This window comes from Streptoalloteichus hindustanus (assembly GCF_900129375.1).
GTDB lineage: Bacteria > Actinomycetota > Actinomycetes > Mycobacteriales > Pseudonocardiaceae > Streptoalloteichus > Streptoalloteichus hindustanus.
Genome location: NZ_FQVN01000012.1, coordinates 1 through 20115 on the forward strand (window position 1 = coordinate 1; position 20115 = coordinate 20115).

The window sequence follows — 20115 nt, forward strand, 5'->3', positions numbered from 1 at the left end:
GCACCCCCCGACCCCGGGTCACGTTCTCCAGGAACGGCCGCACGTCCTCCGGGCCCTCCGGCCCACCGAAGGACAGAAACAACAACGCGTCGTAGATCATTGGCCGATCGTGCTCCCCCGACACGACGGCGGGCCCGTCGCCCCCTGGTCGCAGTGACCGGGGCAACGGGCCCGCCGGGTGTGGCAGCCTCACATGCCGAGGGCGTGCACGCCTCCGTCGACCCAGACCATCGAGCCGGTGGTCGCGGGGAACCAGTCGGACAGCAGGGCGCAGCAGGCCTTGGCCACCGGCTCGGCCGCGGTGGTGACGTCCCAGCCCAGCGGGGCGCGCTCGCCCCAGGCCGACTCCAGGTCGCCGAAGCCCGGGATGGACTTGGCGGCCATGGTGCGCACCGGGCCGGCCGCGACCAGGTTGACCCGCACGCCCTGCGGGCCGAGCTCGCGGGCCAGGTAGCGGGTCGTGGCCTCCAACGTGGCCTTGGCCACGCCCATCCAGTTGTAGGACGGCCAGGCGACGCGGGCGTCGAAGTCCATGCCGACCAGCGAGCCGCCCTCCTTCATCAGCGGGAGGCAGGCCACGGCCAGCGACTTGAGCGAGTACGCCGAGACGTGCAGCGCGGTGGAGACGTCCTCCCACGGCGCGTCGAGGAAGGGGTTGCCCAGGCAGGACGCCGGCGCGAAGCCGATCGAGTGCAGCACGCCGTCCAGGCCGTCCACGTGCTCGCCGACGCGCTCGGGCAGCGTCCGCAGGTGCTCGTCGTCGGTGACGTCCAGCTCGACCAGCGGCGCCTCCTCCGGCAGCCGCTTGGCGATGCGCTCCACCAGGCTCAGCCGGCCGTACCCGGTGAGCACCACCTTGGCCCCCTGCTCCTGGGCGAGGCGGGCGACGTGGAAGCCGATCGAGGCGTCGGTGATCACACCCGTGATCAGCAGCCGCTTGCCTTCCAGAAGTCCGGTCACGTGCGAATCCTCCGTTGGGGACGGTTCGAGGGTGTCAGTGGCCCATGCCCAGACCGCCGTCGACCGGGATCACGGCCCCGGTGACGTAGGCGGCGGCGTCGGAGGCCAGCCAGGTCACCACGCCGGCGATCTCGGCCGGCTCGGCGTAGCGGCCCAGCGGCACCTGGCCGAGGATCTCCTTCTTGCGCTCCTCGGGCAGCGACGCCGTCATGTCGGTGGACACGAAGCCTGGGGCGACGACGTTGGCCGTGATGTGCCGCGAGCCCAGCTCGCGGGCGATCGAGCGGGCCATGCCGACCAGCCCGGCCTTGCTGGCCGCGTAGTTGACCTGGCCGGCGGAGCCGGACAGCCCGACCACCGACGACACGAACACCATCCGGCCCCAGCGCTTGCGCAGCATGCCCTTGGCGGCCCGCTGCGCCACGCGGTAGGCGCCGGTGAGGTTGGCGTCGACGACGCGGGTGAACTGCTCCTCGCTCATCCGCAGCAGCAGGGTGTCGTCGGTGATGCCCGCGTTGGACACCAGCACCTCGACCGGGCCGTGCGCGGCCTCCACCTCCTGGAACGCCGCGGCGACCTGGGCGGCGTCGGTGACGTCGCACTTGACCCCGAGCAGCCCGTCGGGCGCGCCGGACCCGCGGTGCGTCACGGCGACCCTGTCGCCCTGCGCGGCGAACGCCTGGGCGATCGCCAACCCGATGCCCCGGTTCCCGCCGGTGACCAGAACGGACCGTGCCACGACTGCTCCTCCTGCTGCTGTTGTGCGTCGGATCTGGGCTGATCGTCGGCGACACTATCCGCTACCGACCGGTACCCACGAAACGGGCGGACCCCACAACGACCGGTACCGCGACACTGGCAGGCGCGCACAACGCACCGGCCCTGACCTCGGTGGACGCCTGACGCGCCCCGCCCCGTCGTCCCGGTCACCCCGGACGGGTGACCGGCGGGCCGACGGCTCAGGGCATCTGGCCGCCGCCCCTGGCCGGGGTGTTGGCCTTGACGTAGTCGCGGAGCAGGCCGAACGTGGTCAGCCGGGGCCGGTCCTCCTCGGGGACCCGGACCATGAGCTGCACGTCGACCTGCCGGAACAGCCTCCGCAGCTGGTCGTGGTTCGCGCCGAGGTCGTCCTCGAAGTGCGTCGCCTCGCTGATGTCCTCCGGCCGGACCTCGTCCAACCGCAACGCGTCGATGATCACCTGCCGCAGCCGCAGGTCCAGCGCGCTCATCCCGGTCTCCTCCTCGGGGGTGGCCTCCACGTGTCGACGTCGGGGCCGGGGCGCCGGTCGGCGGACACGGCCCGGCGACACGACCCGCCACGACAGGTTTGCCCCTCCGCCCTGTCCCGAACCCCGATCCCGCCATCCCTCCCCCGACATCGGGCGATCACGGAGGGTGTCGATCAACCACACTCCGTCTTAAGCGGATGTAAAGAGTCCCGCCGACCCCTTGTCGACTCGGGTTCGCCTCCCGACCGTGATCCAGGTCTCTAGGAGGGAACATGGCAGTTGGGCAGGGTCACCGGACAGCGAGGTCCGGTGAGCGCCGAGTCGTCGGCAACGTCATCCGCGGCAGCATCGGCAATCTGATCGAGTGGTACGACTGGTACGCCTACACGGCGTTCTCGGTCTACTTCGCCACCGCGTTCTTCCCGAAGGGTGACGAGACCGCCCAGCTGCTGAACACCGCCGCGGTGTTCGCGGTCGGCTTCCTGATGCGGCCGATCGGCGGCTGGCTGCTCGGCCGGTACGCGGACCGGTTCGGCCGGCGGGCGGCGCTGACCCTCTCGGTCACGCTGATGGCGGTCGGCTCCCTCGTGATCGCGCTGACCCCGTCGTACGCCTCGATCGGCGTGGCCGCGCCGGTCCTGCTGGTCACGGCGCGCCTGCTGCAGGGGCTGTCGGTCGGCGGCGAGTACTCCACCTCCGCGACCTACCTGTCCGAGGTGGCCTCGCCGGGCCGGCGCGGCTTCTACTCCAGCTTCCAGTACGTGACGCTCACCGCCGGCCAGCTGCTGGCCCTGGCGGTGCAGATCGTGCTGCAGCAGGTGCTGACCAGCCAGCAGATGCACCAGTGGGGCTGGCGGATCGCCTTCGTCATCGGCGCGTTCGGCGCCGTGGTGGTCATGGCGCTGCGGCGCAAGATGGACGAGTCGGAGAGCTACAAGCAGGCCACCAGGGGCGAGAAGGCCGCCGGCGACCGCGGCACGCTCGCGGCCCTGCTGCGCCACCCCAAGGAGGTCGCGCTGGTCGCCGGCCTGACCCTGGGCGGCACGGTGGCGTTCTACACGTACACCACCTACCTGCAGAAGTTCATGATCAACACGAGCGGCATCCCCAAGGAGACCGTCTCCTGGATCAACTTCTTCGCGCTGCTGGTGTTCGTCGTGCTCCAGCCGCTGGCCGGCGCGCTGTCCGACCGGGTGGGCCGCCGCCCGCTGCTGATGTTCTTCGGCTTCGCCGGCACCGTGCTCACCGTGCCGCTGCTGACCATGCTCAGCGGCACCCGCGACCCGATCGTCGCGTTCCTGCTGATGCTGGGCGGCCTGGTGGTCGTGACCGGCTACACCTCGATCAACGCGGTGGTGAAGGCCGAGCTGTTCCCGACCAGGATCCGCGCCCTCGGCGTCGGCCTGCCCTACGCGCTGACCGTGGCCATCTTCGGCGGCACCGCCGAGTACGTGGCGCTGTGGCTCAAGGACGCCGGCCACGAGCCGTGGTTCTACCTGTACGTGTCCGGCTGCGTCCTCGTCTCGCTCATCGTGTACTTCTGCATGCGGGAGACGTCGAAGGAGTCGGCGCTGGAGTCGGACACCGCCGCCGGCGCCGCCGACGACGAGGAGGCCGGGGTCCGCGGCTGAGCGAGGAGGGTGTGGCCGTGCGCGTGCTGTTGGTCGAGGACGACGACGGCGTCGCGGACGCGCTGGTCGAGGTGCTCGGCGCGCACGGCCACACCCCCACCCGGGTCCGGCGGGGCGCCGACGCGCTCACCCGGCACCGGGAGGCCGACCTGGTGCTGCTCGACCTCGGGCTGCCCGACGAGGACGGCCTGGAGGTCCTGCGCAAGCTCCGCCGGGTCGCGACCGTGCCGGTGCTCGTGCTCACCGCGCGCGGCGACGAGCGGTCGGTGGTCCGCGGCCTGCGGCTCGGCGCGGACGACTACCTGGTCAAACCGGTGCGGCTGGCCGAGCTGCTGGCCAGGATGGACGCGGTGGCGCGGCGCGCCGGCCGCGCGCCGGGGGCCGGCGCGTCCGTGGTGCGGGTGGACGACGTCGAGGTCGACCTGGTCGCCCGGCGGGTGCGGGTCGCCGGCCGCGAGGTCGTGCTGACCCCCAAGGAGTTCGACGTGCTGGCGGTGCTGGCCGGGCGGCCGGGCACGGCGGTGAGCCGCCAGCAGCTCATGGACCAGGTGTGGGGCGACGCCTACCTGGCCGTCTCCCGGTCGTTGGACGTGCACGTCGCCCAGTTGCGCGGCAAGCTCGACCGGCCCCGGCTGCTGACCACCATCCGCGGGTTCGGCTACCGCTTCGGGGAGCCGGAACCCGATGCGTAGGCGGGTGCTGCTGGCGCTGCTGGCGTTCTCGGTGCTCGCCGTGGCCGCCTTCGCGGTGCCGCTGCTGGGCTCCACCGCCGCCGAGCGCACCCAGCAGCTCGTGATCGCCCGCACCGCCGACCTGGACCGGTTCGCCGTCCTGGCCGACCAGGCCGCCGCGACCGGCGACGCCACCACCCTGCGGGCCGAGGTCGAGCGCTACACCGAGCTGTACGGCGAGCCCGTGGTCGTGGTGGACGCGCGCCGCGCCCCCGTGGTGGAGACCGGGGGGATGCGCGCGGCGGAGCCGACGGTCGCCGGCCTGGTCGACGGCGCGTTGCGCAACCAGCCCGCCGAGCCGCTCGCCCCGCTGCGCCCGTGGTCGCGCGAGGACGTGCTGCTGGCCCGGCCGGCAGGGACCGGCACGAAGGTGTCGGGCGCGGTGGTGTTGCGGGCCTCGGTGCGGGCCACAGCCTCGGACGTGGCCAGCCGCTGGGCGCTGGTGCTGCTCGGCACGGCCGCGGCCGCCGTGGCCTGCGTGTTCCTGGCCCTGGTCATGACCAGGTGGGTGCTGCGGCCGCTGCGGGAGCTGGAGCGCGGGGTGCGGGCGGTCGCGGCCGGGCGCGGCGACGCCAGGGTCGCCGCCGGCGGACCGCCCGAGCTGCGCCAGCTCGCCACCCAGTTCAACCAGATGTCCGACGCGGTGGCGGAGGCGTCGGAGCAGCAGCGGCAGCTCGTCGCCGACGCCTCGCACCAGCTCCGCAACCCGATGGCGGCGCTGCGCCTGCGGATCGACGCCCTGGGCGCGCAGGTGCCGGAGTCGGGCCGGCGCACGTACCGCTCGGTGGAGTCCGACCTGGAGCGGATGGAGGCGCTGCTCGACGACATGCTCGCGCTGGCGAACGTGGAGAACCGCGCCGCCCGGCTCTCGGCGGGCCGGGACGTGGCCGCCGCCGAGGCGCACGCGGTGTGCGACGCGGCCGCGGTGGCCACCGCGCAGGTCGACGCGTGGCGGTCGGCCGCCGAGCAGGCCGGCGTGACCCTGCGGCTGGCGGTTCGCCCCGCGCTCGCCCGCTGCGCCGAGGACGAGCTGGCGCAGGTGTTGGGTGTGCTGGTGGACAACGCCGTCAAGTACGCGGGTCGGGGGGCCACGGTCGAGGTCCGCTGCGCCCGGGAGGACGACGTGGTCCGGTTGACGGTCGTCGACGACGGTCCCGGGATGAGCGCCGACGAGCTCCGCTTGGCCACGCGCCGGTTCTGGCGGGCCGACCGGCACCGGGGCACGCGGGGCACCGGCCTGGGCCTGCCGATCGCGGAGCGGATGGTGTCCGGCCGGGGAGGGCGGCTGGAGCTGCGCTCGGCGGGGCGCCGGCACACCACCGGTGGTCAGGAGCACGAGGAGCCGACGCCCGAGCAGCGCACCGCCGAGGAGCACGGGCCGACGGAGCACCCGGGCGGTCTCACGGTCGTGGTCGAGCTGCCGGCCGCGGAGGTGACGCGATGAACCGGCTCCGGCGACGCGCGGTCCTGCGCGCGGGTGTGGCGGCCGTCGCCGCGGCGTGCCTGCCCGGGTGCTCCGGCGACGGGTACGGCGGCCCCGAGCGCTCGCTGACGGTGGCCGGCGGCGAGTCGGGCGGGTTCTACCTGGCCTTCGCCGAGCTGCTCGCGGCCGAGATCAACGCGGCGGAGCCCCGGCTGCGGGCGACCGCACGGACCACCGAAGGCAGCCTGGCCAACATCGACCTCCTGCGGTCCGGCCAGGCCCAGCTCGCCCTGGTGCTCGCCGACACGGCGCAGGCGGCCGGCTCCGGCGAACTGCCGGGCGGGCGGCCGACCCCGCTGCGGGCGCTGGGGCGGGTGTACGAGAACTACATGCAGGTCGTGGTGCCGGCGAACAGCGCGCTCCACGCGCTGTCCGACCTCGCGGGCCGGACGATGTCGACCGGGGCGCCAGGCTCCGGCGCGTCGTTGTTCGGGCAACGGCTGTTGACGGCCACCGGCCTGACCACCGCGGGGGCCCCGCCAACGCCGGGGCGTCCGACATCGCCGGTGACCACCGTGCAGCTGCGGCTGGCGGACGCCGTCGCCGCGCTGACATCCGGCCGGGTCGACGCGCTGCTGTGGTCCAGCGGAGTGCCCACACCGACGTTGTCCCAACTCGACGAGCGCCTGGGCATCCGGCTGCTGCCCCTGGACTCGGCGCTGCCGCCGTTGCGGGCCACGCACGGCGCCGTCTACGAGCGGGTGACCGTGCCGGCCGGCGCCTACCGCCTGGTGCGCGAGGTGCCGACGGTCGGGGTGGCGAACCTGCTGCTCTGCTCCCCCGACCTGCCGGACGCCGTGGCGGCCGCCGTCGCGGCGGTCCTGGTCCGCCGGGCGGCACGCCTGGTGCCGAGGGAGGCGTCAGGCACGCAGTTCCTCGACGTGCGTACCTTGATCGGCACCGGCGGAGTGCCCCTGCACCCGGGCGCGGCAGCGGTGTACCGAGCGGTACACGGCTAGGTCTCCTGCCCTCGACAGCCACATGAGCAGCGCCGCCAGCTCCCCCACGCCCCGGTGGGACCGGACGGTCTTGTCCTTCCGACTCGCCACCACCCGACACCGAATGCTGCCGTCGTTGACGTCGCCCCCGGTCGACGCAGCCAGGCAAATTCCTGTTGATCGACCCGCCTGGGAGACGGCCGAGAGCATGAACAGCTGTTCGCTGCGCCCCGCTGCGCGAGCCGCTGGCCCCCTGCATAGGCACCGGCGATCCGGCGAGGTCCAACCGCGTGCTGCTGGGCACGCACGATGGTGGCGCACACCATCACTCCCGCTCCATCTCCTCGCATGCCGCGCCAGACGAACGACCGGGTCAAAGGCGGGTAGGACCTCACCCGCCCTGCCCCGACGCAGCCGGTGAGTTTTCTGGTCCGCCCGTTTCGGGCTCATCGCTCCGCTGGAGCGATTTCTGTCCGCGATCACTCTCTGGCCGGCGGCTGCCTGGGGCATCCTCGGGCCGTTCCATGGGATGTCGATCCCCTCCACGACCCACGCGAACACCAGAGAGTCGTAGGTGTCGCCCCAGGCAGCACCACCGACCACGGCCCATCCCAAGGGCACGCAGGCCAGGTGGGTCTTCGTGCTCACCCGCCCGAGAGACGGCCGCGAAGATGATCATCTGGCTCACCGCGCCCCGCCGCCCGAGCCACCGGCCCACCCGCATAGGCACCGGTGATCCGGCGAGGTCCAACCGCGTGCTGCTGGGCACGCACGATGGTGGAGTCCGCCACCGCCTCCCGCTCCACCTCCCACATCGTCCGGCTGGAGCGCCCCTTGCCCGCGTTCACGCCGCCCGGCCAGCCGCGTGGGCGTCCTGCGCCGTTCTGGGGGATGTCGTTCCCTCCATGAGCACGCGAACGCCACACAGTTGTCGGACGCTGTCCGCCACATCATCCGGACAACCTCTGCATGACGACAGACCCCAGGGCGCGTCCCGCCGATCCTGCTCCATCGTGCTGACGAGTCGTGATGATCAACAGCACCGTTGCCCCGACCAGGATGGGGGCTGGGTGCACCTCGGTGGCTGGGGTGCGAGGGTGTCCGCGTTCGCTGGTACGGCGATCGGCCGGTCCCAGGACCGAATCCCCGCTTCTTCTGGGGGCTACACCGCGCCGGGCGCTCACGGCCGCACCCGATCACGAACCCCACCTGCTCCAGCGACGACCGGGTCGGCCCATGGTCGCCGACGAGGGCCAGCCCTCCACCGAGTGGCGCGGTGCGGACCCATCCTGACCGCCACGATCCGGCGCGGCCGGCCCCAGGCAGCCGGTGACCCCATTCGTTGACCAGGCGGCTCAGAGATGCCGTGGCGCTGGGGCGGCGATCGGCGATCTCAGAGTGGGGCGTCGACCGGCTTCCCTCTGACGATCAAGCGCGATCGGCCGGACACACTGACCGCTGACAGCGGCCAGGCCCACGACCACCGGCCTGAGTCGCGCGTTCCCCAGGGGCGGGAGCGGGGTCAGGACGCCAGCAGCGTCAACGCGAACCCGAGGAGCAGGGACGACACGGCCGCGCAGCGCCATGCGCCGGTCGTGCCTTCGCCGGCTGTCAGCGCCCGGGCGGCGAGGGACGTGACGCCGCGCAGGCCGCGCTCGCACGCGGTGCTGACGAGCTGCCAGAGCACGAGGGCGCCGCCCACCGGTCCCCACACGAGCACGGCCAGGGGCGCGACCACGCGCCAGGAGGGCCAGCTCGCCCCCTCCAGCGACTGGTGGGCCAGGGCCGCCCCGGCGATCCGGACGGCGGCGCCGAGCAGGACCAGGCCCAGTTCGCCGACCGTCGGCGCGTTCCGCTCCACGATCTCCACGTATCGCTCGTGGCACAGGGCTCCGGCCCGGAATCGGCGCGCCGCGCGCCACCGCCGCTCCGCTCGCGCCGCGTACCGCTGGGGCAGGACCCGCCACGACAACGCCGCGCGCACGGCGCGCACCAGCCGGGCGCGCGCCGCGCCGCCGTCGGGTGTCGCGTCCCGCGCCCACTGCTCCAGCCGCACGGCGCCGACCAGGTCGAGGACCACCGCGAGCCCGCCGAGCACCAGGAGGCAGATCCCGACGCGGCCGAGCCAGGGGATCGGCACGCCCCACAGGGCGAAACCGCCCAACGACTGCCCCGCGCCCCATCTGCCCACCGCGTCGAGCAGGCCGAGCGATTCCATGATCCCGACTCTGACACGCGGCTCGTTCGCGCTCCAACCGCGTGGCGCATACCCCTGCCCGTGCTCCGCGTCACGCGGGAGGGCCGGCCCCGCCAGGCCGGCAGGAATGTCTACTGTGGACACATTCGGGGGCGGCGAGCCGGACGACCCGATCTCAGCGCGTTGGCCGCCACACACGCGGGGAGACGACCGGAGTGGTGTCCTCCGTCGGCACGGGCGTCCCGCGCACCTCGGCCCGCGCGGTCGACCGCACCCTGGCCTCGGGCGTGCCGGTCGCGGTGACCTCGGCGTCGAACCAGCGGCGGCCACCGGCGGTGTTCGCGCCCCTGGTCAGCTCCGCCTCCACCGTCGTCGTCGCGCCCGGCGCCAACTCCCCCAGCTCGACGCGGCCGGGCTCGGCGTGCCACCCGTCGGGCGTCCACAGGTCCACCGTCAGGTCCCGCAGCGGGGTCGGGCAGGGGTTGCCGACGACCGCCCTGGCCTTCGTCCGCCCGCCCGCCGGCACGTCCACCGGGTCGACGCCGACGCTCACCGCCGGCCGGCAGATCGCCGGCCCCGCCGGGCGTCCGCCGCCCCGCACCTCGTCGGCGCTGAGCGGGCGCAACAGCACCGAGTAGCCGTACTCCTCCCCCGGCCGCACCTGGTACTCGGGCAGCACCGGGTGGAAGGTCTCGCCCACGCCGCTGACCGCGTGGTCGACGCGCAGGGTGTTCCACCCCGGGTTGCGCCGCAACGCGAACGGGTAGGCCGCGCGGTCGATGGCGTCGAACGGCGTCACCGAGACCTGGAGGTCGCCGGCCACCAGCAGGCCGCCGGTGCGCCCGTCGGTGAGGCTCGCCCAGCGGACGTCGGTGTGGTTGCCGTAGTCCTGCGGCCACGAGTACGGCACGTACTGTTCGTCCACTGTGGACGAATAGACGTCGACGGGCAGGCCGTCCCTGCGATCGGTGTAGTTCTCCACCGGACCCCGCCCGTACCAGTGGAACCGGTGGAACTCCTGCGGGACCTGGAGGGTGAACCCCAGCCTGGGCAGGTACGGCACCCTGCGCGCTGCCCCCTGGGCCTCCACCCGGTGCCGGACCCGGACCTCACCGTTGCCGTTGACCGTGTAGGTCATGAGCTGCCGGAAGGAGGAGTCGCCCGCGCCGGCGACGGTACTCGGCACGTCCACCCGCACCTCGCCGCCGACCTGGGACACCCTGATCTGCCCCGGCGCGGTGGCGAGCCGGTCGAGCCCGACCGCGCGCCAGGACAGCTCCTCGTCCCGGCGCTCGTTGTTGAGCGGCGCCCGCCACGCGTCCAGCACCGGGCCACGGCGCAGCAACTCCACGCCCCGCGACACCATCGACGTCAGCGTCCCCGCCCTGCGGTCGAACGCGTAGCGGAAGTCCGGTCCGGACACGACGACGCTGTCGCCGTCCTCCGTCGCCGTGACCGGGGGCGGCGCGCCAAGAGCGGGCGGGCCCGCCACCAGATCCCCGCCGATTGGGAACTGCTGCGACGACACCACGTGCCCGGCCTTGGCCCACGCGGAGTCCGCCGCCAGCACGGCCTCCACGGTCAACCACCGCTCCGCGCCGGAACCGGAGCCAGAACCGGAACCGGGCCCGGTGAAACCGGACACAGTGGACAGTCGCACCTCGGCCCTGCCGCCCGGCGGCACCTGGAGCGGCTGTTCTCCCTGGCCGACGGTCGCGCCGTTCTCCGTCACGCGCCACCGCAGAGCGAGGTCGTCGGTCCCCGCGAAGGACCGCTCGTTGACGACGGCGAGCCGTCCCTCGCGCGCGGCGACGTCGGAGATCCGGATCGGCGAGTGCGTCCAGGCCATCTGGGTGGCCTCGGGCTGGAGCGACCGGTCCGGGTTGAGCACCCCGTCGTTGCCGCTCGGGCCGGCGCCGTAGGACAGGTAGGTGCCCCGCTCGGTCACCTCGTCGAGGTCCAACGCCAGCACGGCCTGGTCCCTGGGGTCGCGCGCGAGCTCGTCGGGGGTGAGGGCGCGGTGGTAGATCCGGACCTGGTCGATCACGCCGTGCGCCATCCGGGTGGGGATGTTCTCGTCGCCCGTCTCCGGGTTCCGGCCGATGTTCACCGGCCAGGTGGAGCCGGCGACCGTGCCGCTCCAGTTCGTCGAGCCGACCTCGGCGCCGTCGATGTACAGGCGCAGCACCGCTCCGTCGAACGTGCCGGAGACGCGGTGCCAGTTCCCGTACCAGTCCCCGGGAACCGGCGCCTGGATGACGTGCCACCCGTCGTTGTAGACGAAGAACTCCAGCAGCCGGTCGGTCTTCATCTTCAACGCGTACTGGTGGTCGCCCTTGGCGATGACGGTGAAGTCGCCGGACCAGGAGGCCGGCCGGACCCACGCGTCCAGCGTGACGGCGGTGGACACCTCGTCGAATCGGGGGTCCCGGTAGACCTCGACGTAGTCGTCCAGCCCCGACAGCGACAGCGCGCGCCCGCTGCGCCCGTCGACGTGCTCGGGCATCCCGCTCAGCCAGGCCAGCGCCCCGGTCGGCGAGGCGTCCGGGGTGGTCCGCAGCGGCCGGGTGATCTCCTGGTCGGTCAGGTCCCAGACGAAACCGCCCTGCACCTGGGGGTGGCGGCGCACGACGTCCCAGAACTCCCGGAAGTTGCCGAGGCTGTTGCCCTGCGCGTGGGCGTACTCGCCCATGATCACGGGCTTGCCGGTGATCGAGGCGATGTGCTCCAGGACGGCCGGCGACGGGTACCTCGGCCCCCACACGTCGGCGAACGGCGCGTCGCCGTCGGGCACGCCGGGCTGGTGGTACAGCGGCCGGCCCGGCGCGTGCGCCCGGGCCCACTCGGCCATCGCGTGGTGGGCGCGGCCGAGGCCGGCCTCGTTGCCGGTGTCCCACATCAGGACGCTCGGGTGGTTCTTGTCCCGCTGCACCATCGCGACGAACCGGTCCAGGAACGCCTTCTGCCACTCCGGCCGGTCGGCCAGGCAGTCGTCCGGGCACGCCTGGTGGTTGTGGGTCTCGACCTCCATCTCGTCGTCGACCCACAGCCCGAGCCGGTCGGCGAGGTCGTAGAAGGACGGGTCCGCCGGGTAGTGCGCGGTGCGGACGGCGTTGACGTTGAGCCGCTTGAGCAGCCGCGCGTCCTCCGCCGTCCGCTCGGCGCTGACGTGCCGGCCGGTCGTCGGGTCGGTCTCCGCCCGGTTGACCCCGCGCACCACGACGCGCCGGCCGTTGACCAGCACCTGCCGGTCCCGGATCTCGATCTTGCGGAAGCCGACCGGCTGGCTGGTGACGTGGGTGACGGCGCCGCCCTGGTCGACCAGCTCGACCACCAGCGTGTGCCGGTTCGGCGTCTCGTCCGTCCACTTCGGAGGGTCGCTGACCCGGCCGGACAGCCGGACGGCGCCGCCGGTCTCGCCGACCTCCACCGAGCCGGTCAGCAGGCTGACCGGGTCGCCCCCGGGGTCGTGCAGCGTCGCGCGCACCTGGTGGGTTCCGGTCGGGCCGCCCCTGCGCGCGATCTCGACGTCGGCGGTGAGCGTGGCGTCGCGGTAGGCCGCGTCCAGGTCCGTCGTGATGGTGACGTCGCGCAGGTGCGTGCGCGGCGGGGCGTACAACCACACCGACCGGAAGATGCCGGAGTACCGCCACTGGTCGTAGTCCTCCAGGTAGGAGCCCGCCGACCAGCGGTGCACCTGCACTGCGAGGGTGTTGCCCCCCGGGCGCAGGTGGTCGGTGACGTCGAACTCGGCCGGGGTGTAGCCGCCCTGGTCGTAGCCGACGTACGTGCCGTTGACCCACACCAGGTACGCGCTGGTCACCCCCTCGAACCGGAGGAGCGCCCTGCGGCCGGACCAGTTCTCCGGCAGCTCGAAGTCGCGCAGGTACGCCCCGGTCGGGTTGAGGTCGCGCGGGGTCCGGGGCGGGTCGTCCGGCCACATCTCGGTGGGCGAGTTCCGGAAGACCGGGTGGTCCAGCCCGTCGGTCTGCCAGGTGTGCGGGACGGTGACCGTCCGCCACCCCGAGGTGTCCTGCCCGCCGGCCGCGAAGCGGGCCGGGAGGTCCTGGGGCCGGTCGGCCATCCGGAGCCGCCACTCGCCGTCGAGCAGGTGGACCCACGGGGACACGCGGTCGCCGCGCACGGCGGCTGAGGTGTCGGCGTAGGGCCGGAGCTCGGCGTGCGGGGCCTCCTGGCCCTCGGCCACCATCTCGGGATCGTCCAGGTAGCGGTACACGTCGGCCGGCGGCCCCGCCAGCGGCGCGACCGCGACGACGCCCTGCCCGAACCAGGTGGCGAGCAGGACGGTGAGGACCGGGAGGAGCACGGTGGCCCGGTGGACCAGGAAGTCTCGTCGCCCGCGTGCCATGGCCACACCCCCTGGGATGGACACCATCACCGGGACAAGCAAGCCGCAGACTACTGAACGTGACCGTCTCGCCCAAGGACCGTGACGGCGTGTGTCTCGTCGCCGGATCGAAGTCCACCCGAACGCCCGAACGCCGACGGCCCCGTGGGCGGCGGGAGAACCGCCGCCCACGGGGCCGCTTCGAGCGCGCGGACGACGACCGTTCGGCCGTGCCCGTCAGGGAACCGCGTGGCCGGGGAACGCTGACCGGCGAAAGCGCGTCGGGAACGCGCCGTCAGGGAATTCGTCGTCGGGGAACTCGTCGTCAGGGAATGCGCTGGCCGAGGAGCAACGCCCCGGCCACCGCGACCAACGCCGCCAGCGTGCCGAGGGCGAGCCACGGCCGGCTCGCGTCGACCTGCTTGTTCTCGTAGCCGATCTGCTCGCCCAGCGTGTCGTAGACCTTGCGAAGCTGCTCGGCGGTCGCCGCCTTGTGGAACTCGCCGCCGGACAGCTCGGCGATCTCCTTCATGGCCTCGTCGTCCACCGGGACCCGCACGGTCTTGCCCTCGATGTCCACGGTGCCCTGCTCGGTGCCGAAGGAGATGGACGAGATCGGCACCTTCGCCTTGGCGGCGTCCTTGGCCGCCACGGTCGACGAGGTGGTGCCGGTCATCTCCTTGCCGTCGGTCATCAGCACGATCCGGGCCGGCGGCGCGCCGTCGGCGCCGCCGAGGAGCTTGCCGAACGACTCGATGGTGCGCAGGCAGGCCACGATCGCGTCGCCGGTCGCGGTGGACTCGGCCAGCCGCAACGAGTCGATCGCCTGCTTCACGCTCTCCCGGTCCGTGGTCGGCGAGACCAGGACGGTCGCGGTGCCGGCGAAGGCCACCAGACCGAGGTTCACGCCCGGCGTCAGGCCCTCGACGAAGGACTTCGCCGCCGACTGGGCCGCCGCGAGCCGCGTCGGCTGCACGTCGGTGGCCTTCATCGACAACGACACGTCGACGGCCATCATCACCACGGCGCGGTTGCGGGGCACCCGCTCGCGCACGGTCGGCCCGGCCAGGGAGACGGTCAGCAGCAGCAACGCCACGCCGAGCAGCGCGGCCGGCGCGTGCCGGTACCAGCCGGCCCGCTTGGGCGCGACCTTCTCCAGCAGCTCCAGGTTGGTGAACCGCAACGTGTTCCGCCGCCGCCGGCGCTGCACCCACAGGTAGCCGGCGACGAGCAGGCCGATCCCCACGACCAGGGTGAACCACCACGGGGCGGTGAACCCGCTCAGGCTCAACCCCAGCATCAGGCAACCCCTCCAGACCAGTTGCGCTTGCGCGCCACGACGAACCGCACGATGTCGGCCACCCAGTCGGAGTCGGTGCGCAGGACCAGGTGGCCGGCGCCGGCGCGGCGGAACACCGCGGCCACCGACTCCCGGTGCGCGGCGGCCGCGGCGGCGAACTCCCTGCGCAGCAGGGGGGTGGCGTGCACCTCGCGCTGGCGGCCGCTCTCCGGGTCGGCCAGCACGACCGTGCCCACCTCGGGCAGGTCGACGTCCCTGGGGTCGAGGACCTCGACCGCCAGCAGGTCGTGCCGCGCCGACAGCGCCCGCAGGGACCGCTCCCAGTCCAGCGGGCCGAGGAAGTCCGAGACCACCACGGCGAGCCCGCGCCGGCGCGGCGGCCGGCGCAGCTGCTCCAGCAGGGCGGCGAGGTCGCCGCGGGTGCCCTCGGGCGCCCTGGGCGTCTCGGCGATCCTGCGCACCAGCGTCCTGGCGTAGGCCAGGCCGCCCCGCGCCGGCAGGCGGTCGGTGCGCTCGCCGGTGGACACCAGGGCGCCCACCCGGTTGCCGCCGCCCTGGGTCAGGTGCGCCACGGCCGCGACGGCGGCCACCGCCAGCTCGCGCTTCTCGCAGGCGGCGGTGCCGAAGTCGAGGCTGGGCGAGAGGTCGACCAGCACCCACGTCTCCAGCTCGCGGTCGGCGACCGTCTCCCGGATGTGCGGCTCGGTGGTGCGCGCGGTCACCGCCCAGTCCATCCGCCGGACGTCGTCGCCCGGCTGGTAGGGGCGGGCCTCCCCCGGCTCGGTGCCGGGTCCGGGGACCAGCCCCAGGTGGTTGCCCTGCAACAGCCCGTCGAGCCGGCGGCGCACGGACAGCTCCAGGGTGCGCAGCGCGGCCTCCATGCGACCGGTGCGCAACGCCGGCGGCGCCCACGGGGGACGCCGGTCCTCCTCCGGTCCGGTCTCGGACGCCGCGCGCGCCGCCCCGTCGGGGGCGCCGCCGGTCTCGGGTCCGGCGGCGGACATGGGTGGCACCTCGGTTCCCTCCCCGGTCACTGCCGGTTCGGCGCGGCGGCCGGCGCGCCCTGGCCGGGCTGGCCGGTCGGCATCGCCGGGGCGGGCTGGCCCGGCTGGCCCAGCGGCGCCGGCTGGTGCTGCGGCGCGGGCGGCGGCGTCGGGCCGCCCTGCGGGAACGGCGCGGCCTGCGGCCGGGCCGAGACCTGCGGCAGCGGCACGGTCTGCAGCACGCGGCTCACGATGTGGTCCACCGGCACGCCGTCGGCCAGCGCGTCGTAGGACAGCACCAGCCGGTGCCGCAGCACGTCCGGCACCACGTCGACGACGTCCTGCGGCAGGACGTAGTCCCGGCCGCGGACCAGCGCGAGGGCCCTGGCTGCGGCCACGACGCCGAGCGTGGCGCGCGGCGAGGCGCCGTAGGCGATCCAGTTGGCGACGTCGGACAGGCCGTGCTCGTTGGGCGACCGGGTGGCCACCACCAGCCGGACCACGTAGTCGACCAGCGCGTGGTGCACGAAGACCCGGGAGGCCACGCCCTGCAGGCGGGTCAGCTCGGTCGGGTTGAGCACCTGGTGCGGCTCCGGGGGCTGCACGCCCATCCGGTAGACGATCTCCCGCTCCTCCTCGGCCGTGGGGTACTCCACGACGATCTTGAACAGGAAGCGGTCGCGCTGCGCCTCCGGCAGCGGGTAGACGCCCTCGTTCTCGATCGGGTTCTGGGTGGCCAGCACCAGGAACGGGTCGGGCATCGGGAAGGTCTGGCCGCCGATCGACACGTGCCGCTCGGCCATCACCTCCAGCATCGCCGACTGCACCTTCGCCGGCGCGCGGTTGATCTCGTCGGCGAGCACGAAGTTGGCCACGACCGGGCCCAGCTCGACGTCGAAGGTCTCACTGCCCTGGCGGTAGATGCGGGTGCCGAGGATGTCGGCCGGCACCAGGTCGGGGGTGAACTGCACCCGGGAGTAGGTCCCGCCGACCACCCTGGCGAAGGTCTCCACGGCCAGCGTCTTGGCCACGCCGGGCACGCCCTCCAGCAGCAGGTGGCCCCGGGCGAGCAGGCCGACCAGGACCCGCTCGACCAGCCGGTCCTGGCCGACGATCACCCGCTTGACCTCGAACACCGTGCGTTCGAGGAGCTGGGCGTCGCGCGCGGGGGTGTTCGGCGTGCTGCTCCCCGCGCCCTCGGCGTGCCCGGGCTCGGTCACTGGCTTACCTCCTACGACGGACCGGCGGCGTGACAGGTCGCCACTCCACCGCACAGGGAACCGGACTCGCGGTATGACCGCTGTGAAGACCTTACGGGCGCTGGGAGACGGGCCTCACCCGGCGTTGGCGCCGCGGGCCGCCCGCAGGTCGTCCGGCGTGTCGACGTCGAGGGTCTCGCCGGGGAGGGCGGGGATGTCGATCCTGGTCAGCCCGCCGAGCGCGGAGCGGACCGAGATCCCGTCCGGCCGCTCCGGCAGCGCGCAGCGCAGCGCGGCGGTCCGCCACACCCCGACCAGCCACTGGACCCGGCCCTGCTCGTCGACCAGGACCGCGCCGTCGACGTCCGGGTGGGCGGCCACGGCCGCGCGCAGGCGGGTCAGGGTCCCGGGGCCGACGGCGGCGAGGTCGCCGGCCAGCACCGCGACCTCCGTGACGCCGGGCGGCACGGCGGCCAGCCCGGAGGCCAGGCCGGCCAGCGGGCCGCCGCCCGGCGGGTCCTCCCTGGTCCAGGCGACGGCGGTGGCGGTGGGGCGGCGGGGGCCGACGACCACGACCGGGTGGGCGCCGGCGACGCGCGCGGCGGCCACGACGCCGTCGAGCAGGGTCCGGCCGCCCACGGTCATGGCGATCTTGTCGCGGCCGCCGAACCGGCGGGCCCCGCCGCCGGCCAGGACGACGGCCGCCCAGGGGCGCGGGCTCGGCGGAGTCCCGGTCGGCCCTGGGTCCGCGGTCGGCTGCGGGTCCGCGGGTGGCACGGCGTGGGCGGGGGGAACCGCGTTCTCGATCCGCATGGGGGTCCTCGGCTCGGGTCGCGTGCGCTCCGGATGACGACGACCACAAATCTAGTTCGAGCAGGCGGCGGCGCGCTGTTCGCGCGGCACCTCGCGGGTTCCCCCCTCCGCCGCCCCTGTCACCCCCACGGGCGACCCTCCTGCCCCCCGAAACTGTCAGCCCCCGATGAGACAGTGAAAATGGGGGTTCCCCCAAGAACACAGGGGTCGCAGAACTTCTGGAGTGTGGCCCGACAGGGGGTCGGGCCACCCCAACTCCTCCACTCAGCAAGGCGGCACCGGCGCGGTTCACGTTCGCCGTGAACCACACCCTGCCGGGGCCCGCGCACCCGGTTCCCGCCGCACCGGTTCAAGCACCGCGTGCGCGGCCGGCGAGCCCCATCAGTCCCGCCGGAGATCTGGACGGAGCCCGGACATCCCTCCGGCCTGGCAGGTCAGAGCACGCGCACGGCGTAGGGCTGGATGCCGTGGTGCCGGACCGAGGACACCTGGACGTGCCCTCCGGAGTACGGCGCCTCCACCATCATGCCGTCGCCGAGGTAGAGCGCGACGTGCTGGCCGCCGCCCGGACCCCAGAACAACATGTCGCCGCGGGCCGCGTCGGCGAGGGGAACCCGTTCGCCGGCGGAGTACTGGTAGCCGCTGAACCGGGGCAGCTGCACGCCGGCGGCGGCGAAGGCGTAGACCATCAGGCCGGAGCAGTCGAACCCGACCTTGCCGTAGTCGCCGTGCAGGTCGGCCTCGCCGCCGTCCCTGATGCCGAGGGTGGGTCCGTCGGCGTTGCCGCCTCCCCACGAGTAGGGCACGCCGACCTGGGACAACGCCCTGGCGACCACGGCCTCGACGGCGGCCTCGGTGTCGCCGGCCCCCTCGTCCCGGCCCGGGGCCTTCGTCGCCTTCGTCGCGGCTCCGGCGGCGGGGCGTCGCGCGGCGGTCGCCGCGGCGCGTCGGGCGGCCTCCTCGGCGGCACGCCGGGCCGCCTCCTGGGCCGCGCGGCGCGCGGCCTCCTCCTCGCGCCGCTTGGCCTCCCGCCACTCCTCGTACCGCTTCCGCTGGTCCTCCAGCCCGGCGACCCCGGCCTGGGCCTCGGTGAGCTGCCGCTCGACCTCGGCCCGGTCGGCCTCGATCCGCTGGGCCTGCTGGCGCTGGTCGGCCATCGCGCGCACGGCCGCGGCCTTGGCGGCCTCGGCGGCGCGGCGGGCGTCCTCGGCGGCGGACTGCCGGGCCCGCGCCTGGTCCAGCGCGCCCCTGGCCGCCGCGTCCTTGTTGGCCCGGTCGACGCGCGCCCGCTCCATCTGGTCGATGGCGTCGAGCTGCGACCCGCTGACCGCGTTCAGCAGCTGGGCCCTGGCGAGCAGGTCCTCCGGGCTGGCGGAGCCGAGGTAGGCCGAGATCGAGCCGATCGTGCTGCCCTGCTGGTAGCTGCCGGCGACGAAGGCGTCGGCGCGGCGGCGCACGTCCTCGACGGACCGGTCCGCGGCGTCGGCCTCGGCCCTGGCGGCCCGCGCGTCCCGCTGCGCGGCGGCGGCCGACGCCTCGGCCGCCGCCAGGTCGACCAGCGCCTTGTTGGCCTGTTCCAGCTTCCACGCCACGTCGTCGACCAGGCGCTGGAGCCGGCCCTCGGCCTCGACCAGCCGCTGGGTCAGCTCGCCCACCCGACCGGCCTTCGCGCGGGTCTCGGCGTGCCCGGCCTCGATCTCGGAGTCGCTCGGGTTGGGTGGTGGGGGTGGAACGGCTCCGGCCGGTCCCGCGGTGCTGACCGACAGAGCCACCGCGAGCCCCGCCGACAGGGCGACCACGAGGGATCTCGCGCTCATCACGGGGGATACTCCGCGTCGCGTCGACACGATCTCCACCTCCCGACCGGACCGCTCCCCGCCAGGGCGTCCTGCGCCCGCGGGAGCGGCCTCGTCGTCCGGGTTCGGCGTCCGACTCGTCTCGGCTGCTGGAGCGAGTCCCGGTTCCACCGAACAGCGGTACGTCCTCGCCGCCGTAGGACTGTGCCACCCGCTCCCCCTGCTTGCCAGCCGAAACAACTGTCCCTGGCACACCCTCAGCCACCAGGGCCACACGCGCACGCAGCGTCACCGCCGCCCGGTCCCACGGTTCGGGGACCACCCCCCGAAGGGCGCGCGACGTCGGGTGGACCGGACCCGTCGTCGTCACTGGCGGATTCCGGTGGTCCTCCTGATCCAGAAGGGGAACCGGGCCCTCGACAGCCGCCATTGACCGGATCGGGGCACGGACGCGGCGGGCCGAACCCCCCGGTATTCCCCGGAACGAGCCACCGGCGCCGATCGCGA

Annotated in this window: 15 protein-coding genes; 4 read left to right on the plus strand and 11 right to left on the minus strand. The window is 74.1% G+C overall.

The features are described from left to right. From BUE43_RS34825 to BUE43_RS27345, 4 genes are all read right to left on the minus strand, one after another. Positions 1 to 100: ferrochelatase (locus BUE43_RS34825; RefSeq protein WP_143174419.1), on the minus strand; the 100-nt coding region annotated here is incomplete at its 3' end. An 89-nt stretch (positions 101 to 189) separates the two neighbouring features. Then, positions 190 to 960: an enoyl-ACP reductase FabI gene (gene fabI / locus BUE43_RS27335; protein ID WP_073488786.1), complete on the minus strand. Its 771-nt coding sequence runs from the start codon at positions 958 to 960 to the stop codon at positions 190 to 192. Between the two features lie 34 nt (positions 961 to 994). Continuing rightward, positions 995 to 1699: a 3-oxoacyl-ACP reductase FabG gene (gene fabG / locus BUE43_RS27340; protein WP_073488788.1), complete on the minus strand. Its 705-nt coding sequence runs from the start codon at positions 1697 to 1699 to the stop codon at positions 995 to 997. A gap of 220 nt (positions 1700 to 1919) precedes the next feature. Further along, a complete protein-coding gene (locus BUE43_RS27345; protein ID WP_143174420.1) occupies positions 1920 to 2189 on the minus strand; it encodes an acyl carrier protein in 270 nt (89 codons plus the stop codon). Between the two features lie 272 nt (positions 2190 to 2461). Here BUE43_RS27345 and BUE43_RS27350 point away from each other — a divergent pair, with 272 nt between their 5' ends. The 4 genes from BUE43_RS27350 to BUE43_RS27365 are packed head-to-tail and all read left to right on the plus strand — an operon-like array spanning position 2462 to position 6993. Further along, positions 2462 to 3820, plus strand: coding sequence for an MFS transporter (locus BUE43_RS27350; RefSeq protein ID WP_073488792.1), 1359 nt, complete (start codon positions 2462 to 2464; stop codon positions 3818 to 3820). Positions 3821 to 3831: 11 nt separating this feature from the next. Next, positions 3832 to 4512 carry a response regulator transcription factor gene (locus BUE43_RS27355; RefSeq protein WP_073488794.1) on the plus strand — a complete coding sequence of 227 codons (681 nt, stop codon included), beginning with the start codon at positions 3832 to 3834 and terminating at the stop codon, positions 4510 to 4512. Then, complete coding sequence (locus BUE43_RS27360) at positions 4505 to 5995, plus strand: sensor histidine kinase (RefSeq protein WP_083960225.1); 1491 nt, start codon at positions 4505 to 4507, stop codon at positions 5993 to 5995. Before BUE43_RS27355 ends, BUE43_RS27360 begins: the two co-directional genes overlap by 8 nt. Next, positions 5992 to 6993: a TAXI family TRAP transporter solute-binding subunit gene (locus BUE43_RS27365; RefSeq protein ID WP_073488798.1), complete on the plus strand. Its 1002-nt coding sequence runs from the start codon at positions 5992 to 5994 to the stop codon at positions 6991 to 6993. The genes BUE43_RS27360 and BUE43_RS27365 overlap by 4 nt, the downstream gene beginning before the upstream one ends. Before the next feature lie 1501 nt (positions 6994 to 8494). Here BUE43_RS27365 and BUE43_RS27370 read toward each other — a convergent pair. The 7 genes from BUE43_RS27370 to BUE43_RS27400 form a co-directional block, all read right to left on the minus strand. After that, a complete protein-coding gene (locus BUE43_RS27370; protein WP_073488800.1) occupies positions 8495 to 9190 on the minus strand; it encodes a hypothetical protein in 696 nt (231 codons plus the stop codon). Between the two features lie 154 nt (positions 9191 to 9344). Further along, the gene (locus BUE43_RS27375) at positions 9345 to 13538 is read right to left on the minus strand and encodes a glycoside hydrolase family 2 (protein WP_073488802.1); all 4194 of its coding nucleotides are present in this window, start codon (positions 13536 to 13538) and stop codon (positions 9345 to 9347) included. Positions 13539 to 13842: 304 nt separating this feature from the next. After that, positions 13843 to 14808, minus strand: a complete 966-nt coding sequence (locus BUE43_RS27380; RefSeq protein ID WP_073488948.1) for a VWA domain-containing protein — start codon at positions 14806 to 14808, stop codon at positions 13843 to 13845. Between the two features lie 8 nt (positions 14809 to 14816). Then, complete coding sequence (locus BUE43_RS27385; protein WP_234995963.1) at positions 14817 to 15698, minus strand: DUF58 domain-containing protein; 882 nt, start codon at positions 15696 to 15698, stop codon at positions 14817 to 14819. Positions 15699 to 15847: 149 nt separating this feature from the next. After that, entirely contained in the window at positions 15848 to 17020 is a 1173-nt protein-coding gene (locus tag BUE43_RS27390; protein WP_073488805.1) for an AAA family ATPase, read from the minus strand. A 114-nt stretch (positions 17021 to 17134) separates the two neighbouring features. Then, positions 17135 to 17812 (minus strand): molybdenum cofactor guanylyltransferase, encoded by a 678-nt coding sequence (gene mobA / locus BUE43_RS27395; protein ID WP_083960226.1) that lies wholly within the window; start codon positions 17810 to 17812, stop codon positions 17135 to 17137. A 434-nt stretch (positions 17813 to 18246) separates the two neighbouring features. Continuing rightward, the gene (locus BUE43_RS27400; protein WP_073488807.1) at positions 18247 to 19629 is read right to left on the minus strand and encodes an NlpC/P60 family protein; all 1383 of its coding nucleotides are present in this window, start codon (positions 19627 to 19629) and stop codon (positions 18247 to 18249) included. Positions 19630 to 20115 lie beyond the last annotated feature (486 nt).

What these genes read in the sequence shown, in the direction of transcription:
- mobA (WP_083960226.1), bottom strand. Translation starts at nt 17,812, where the DNA reads ATGCGGATCGAGAACGCGGTTCCCCCCGCCCACGCCGTGCCACCCGCG.
- BUE43_RS27370 (WP_073488800.1), bottom strand. Translation starts at nt 9,190, where the DNA reads ATGGAATCGCTCGGCCTGCTCGACGCGGTGGGCAGATGGGGCGCGGGG.
- BUE43_RS27350 (WP_073488792.1), top strand. Translation starts at nt 2,462, where the DNA reads ATGGCAGTTGGGCAGGGTCACCGGACAGCGAGGTCCGGTGAGCGCCGA.
- BUE43_RS27375 (WP_073488802.1), bottom strand. Translation starts at nt 13,538, where the DNA reads ATGGCACGCGGGCGACGAGACTTCCTGGTCCACCGGGCCACCGTGCTC.
- BUE43_RS27400 (WP_073488807.1), bottom strand. Translation starts at nt 19,629, where the DNA reads ATGAGCGCGAGATCCCTCGTGGTCGCCCTGTCGGCGGGGCTCGCGGTG.
- BUE43_RS27360 (WP_083960225.1), top strand. Translation starts at nt 4,505, where the DNA reads ATGCGTAGGCGGGTGCTGCTGGCGCTGCTGGCGTTCTCGGTGCTCGCC.
- BUE43_RS27365 (WP_073488798.1), top strand. Translation starts at nt 5,992, where the DNA reads ATGAACCGGCTCCGGCGACGCGCGGTCCTGCGCGCGGGTGTGGCGGCC.
- BUE43_RS27385 (WP_234995963.1), bottom strand. Translation starts at nt 15,698, where the DNA reads ATGGAGGCCGCGCTGCGCACCCTGGAGCTGTCCGTGCGCCGCCGGCTC.
- BUE43_RS27345 (WP_143174420.1), bottom strand. Translation starts at nt 2,189, where the DNA reads ATGAGCGCGCTGGACCTGCGGCTGCGGCAGGTGATCATCGACGCGTTG.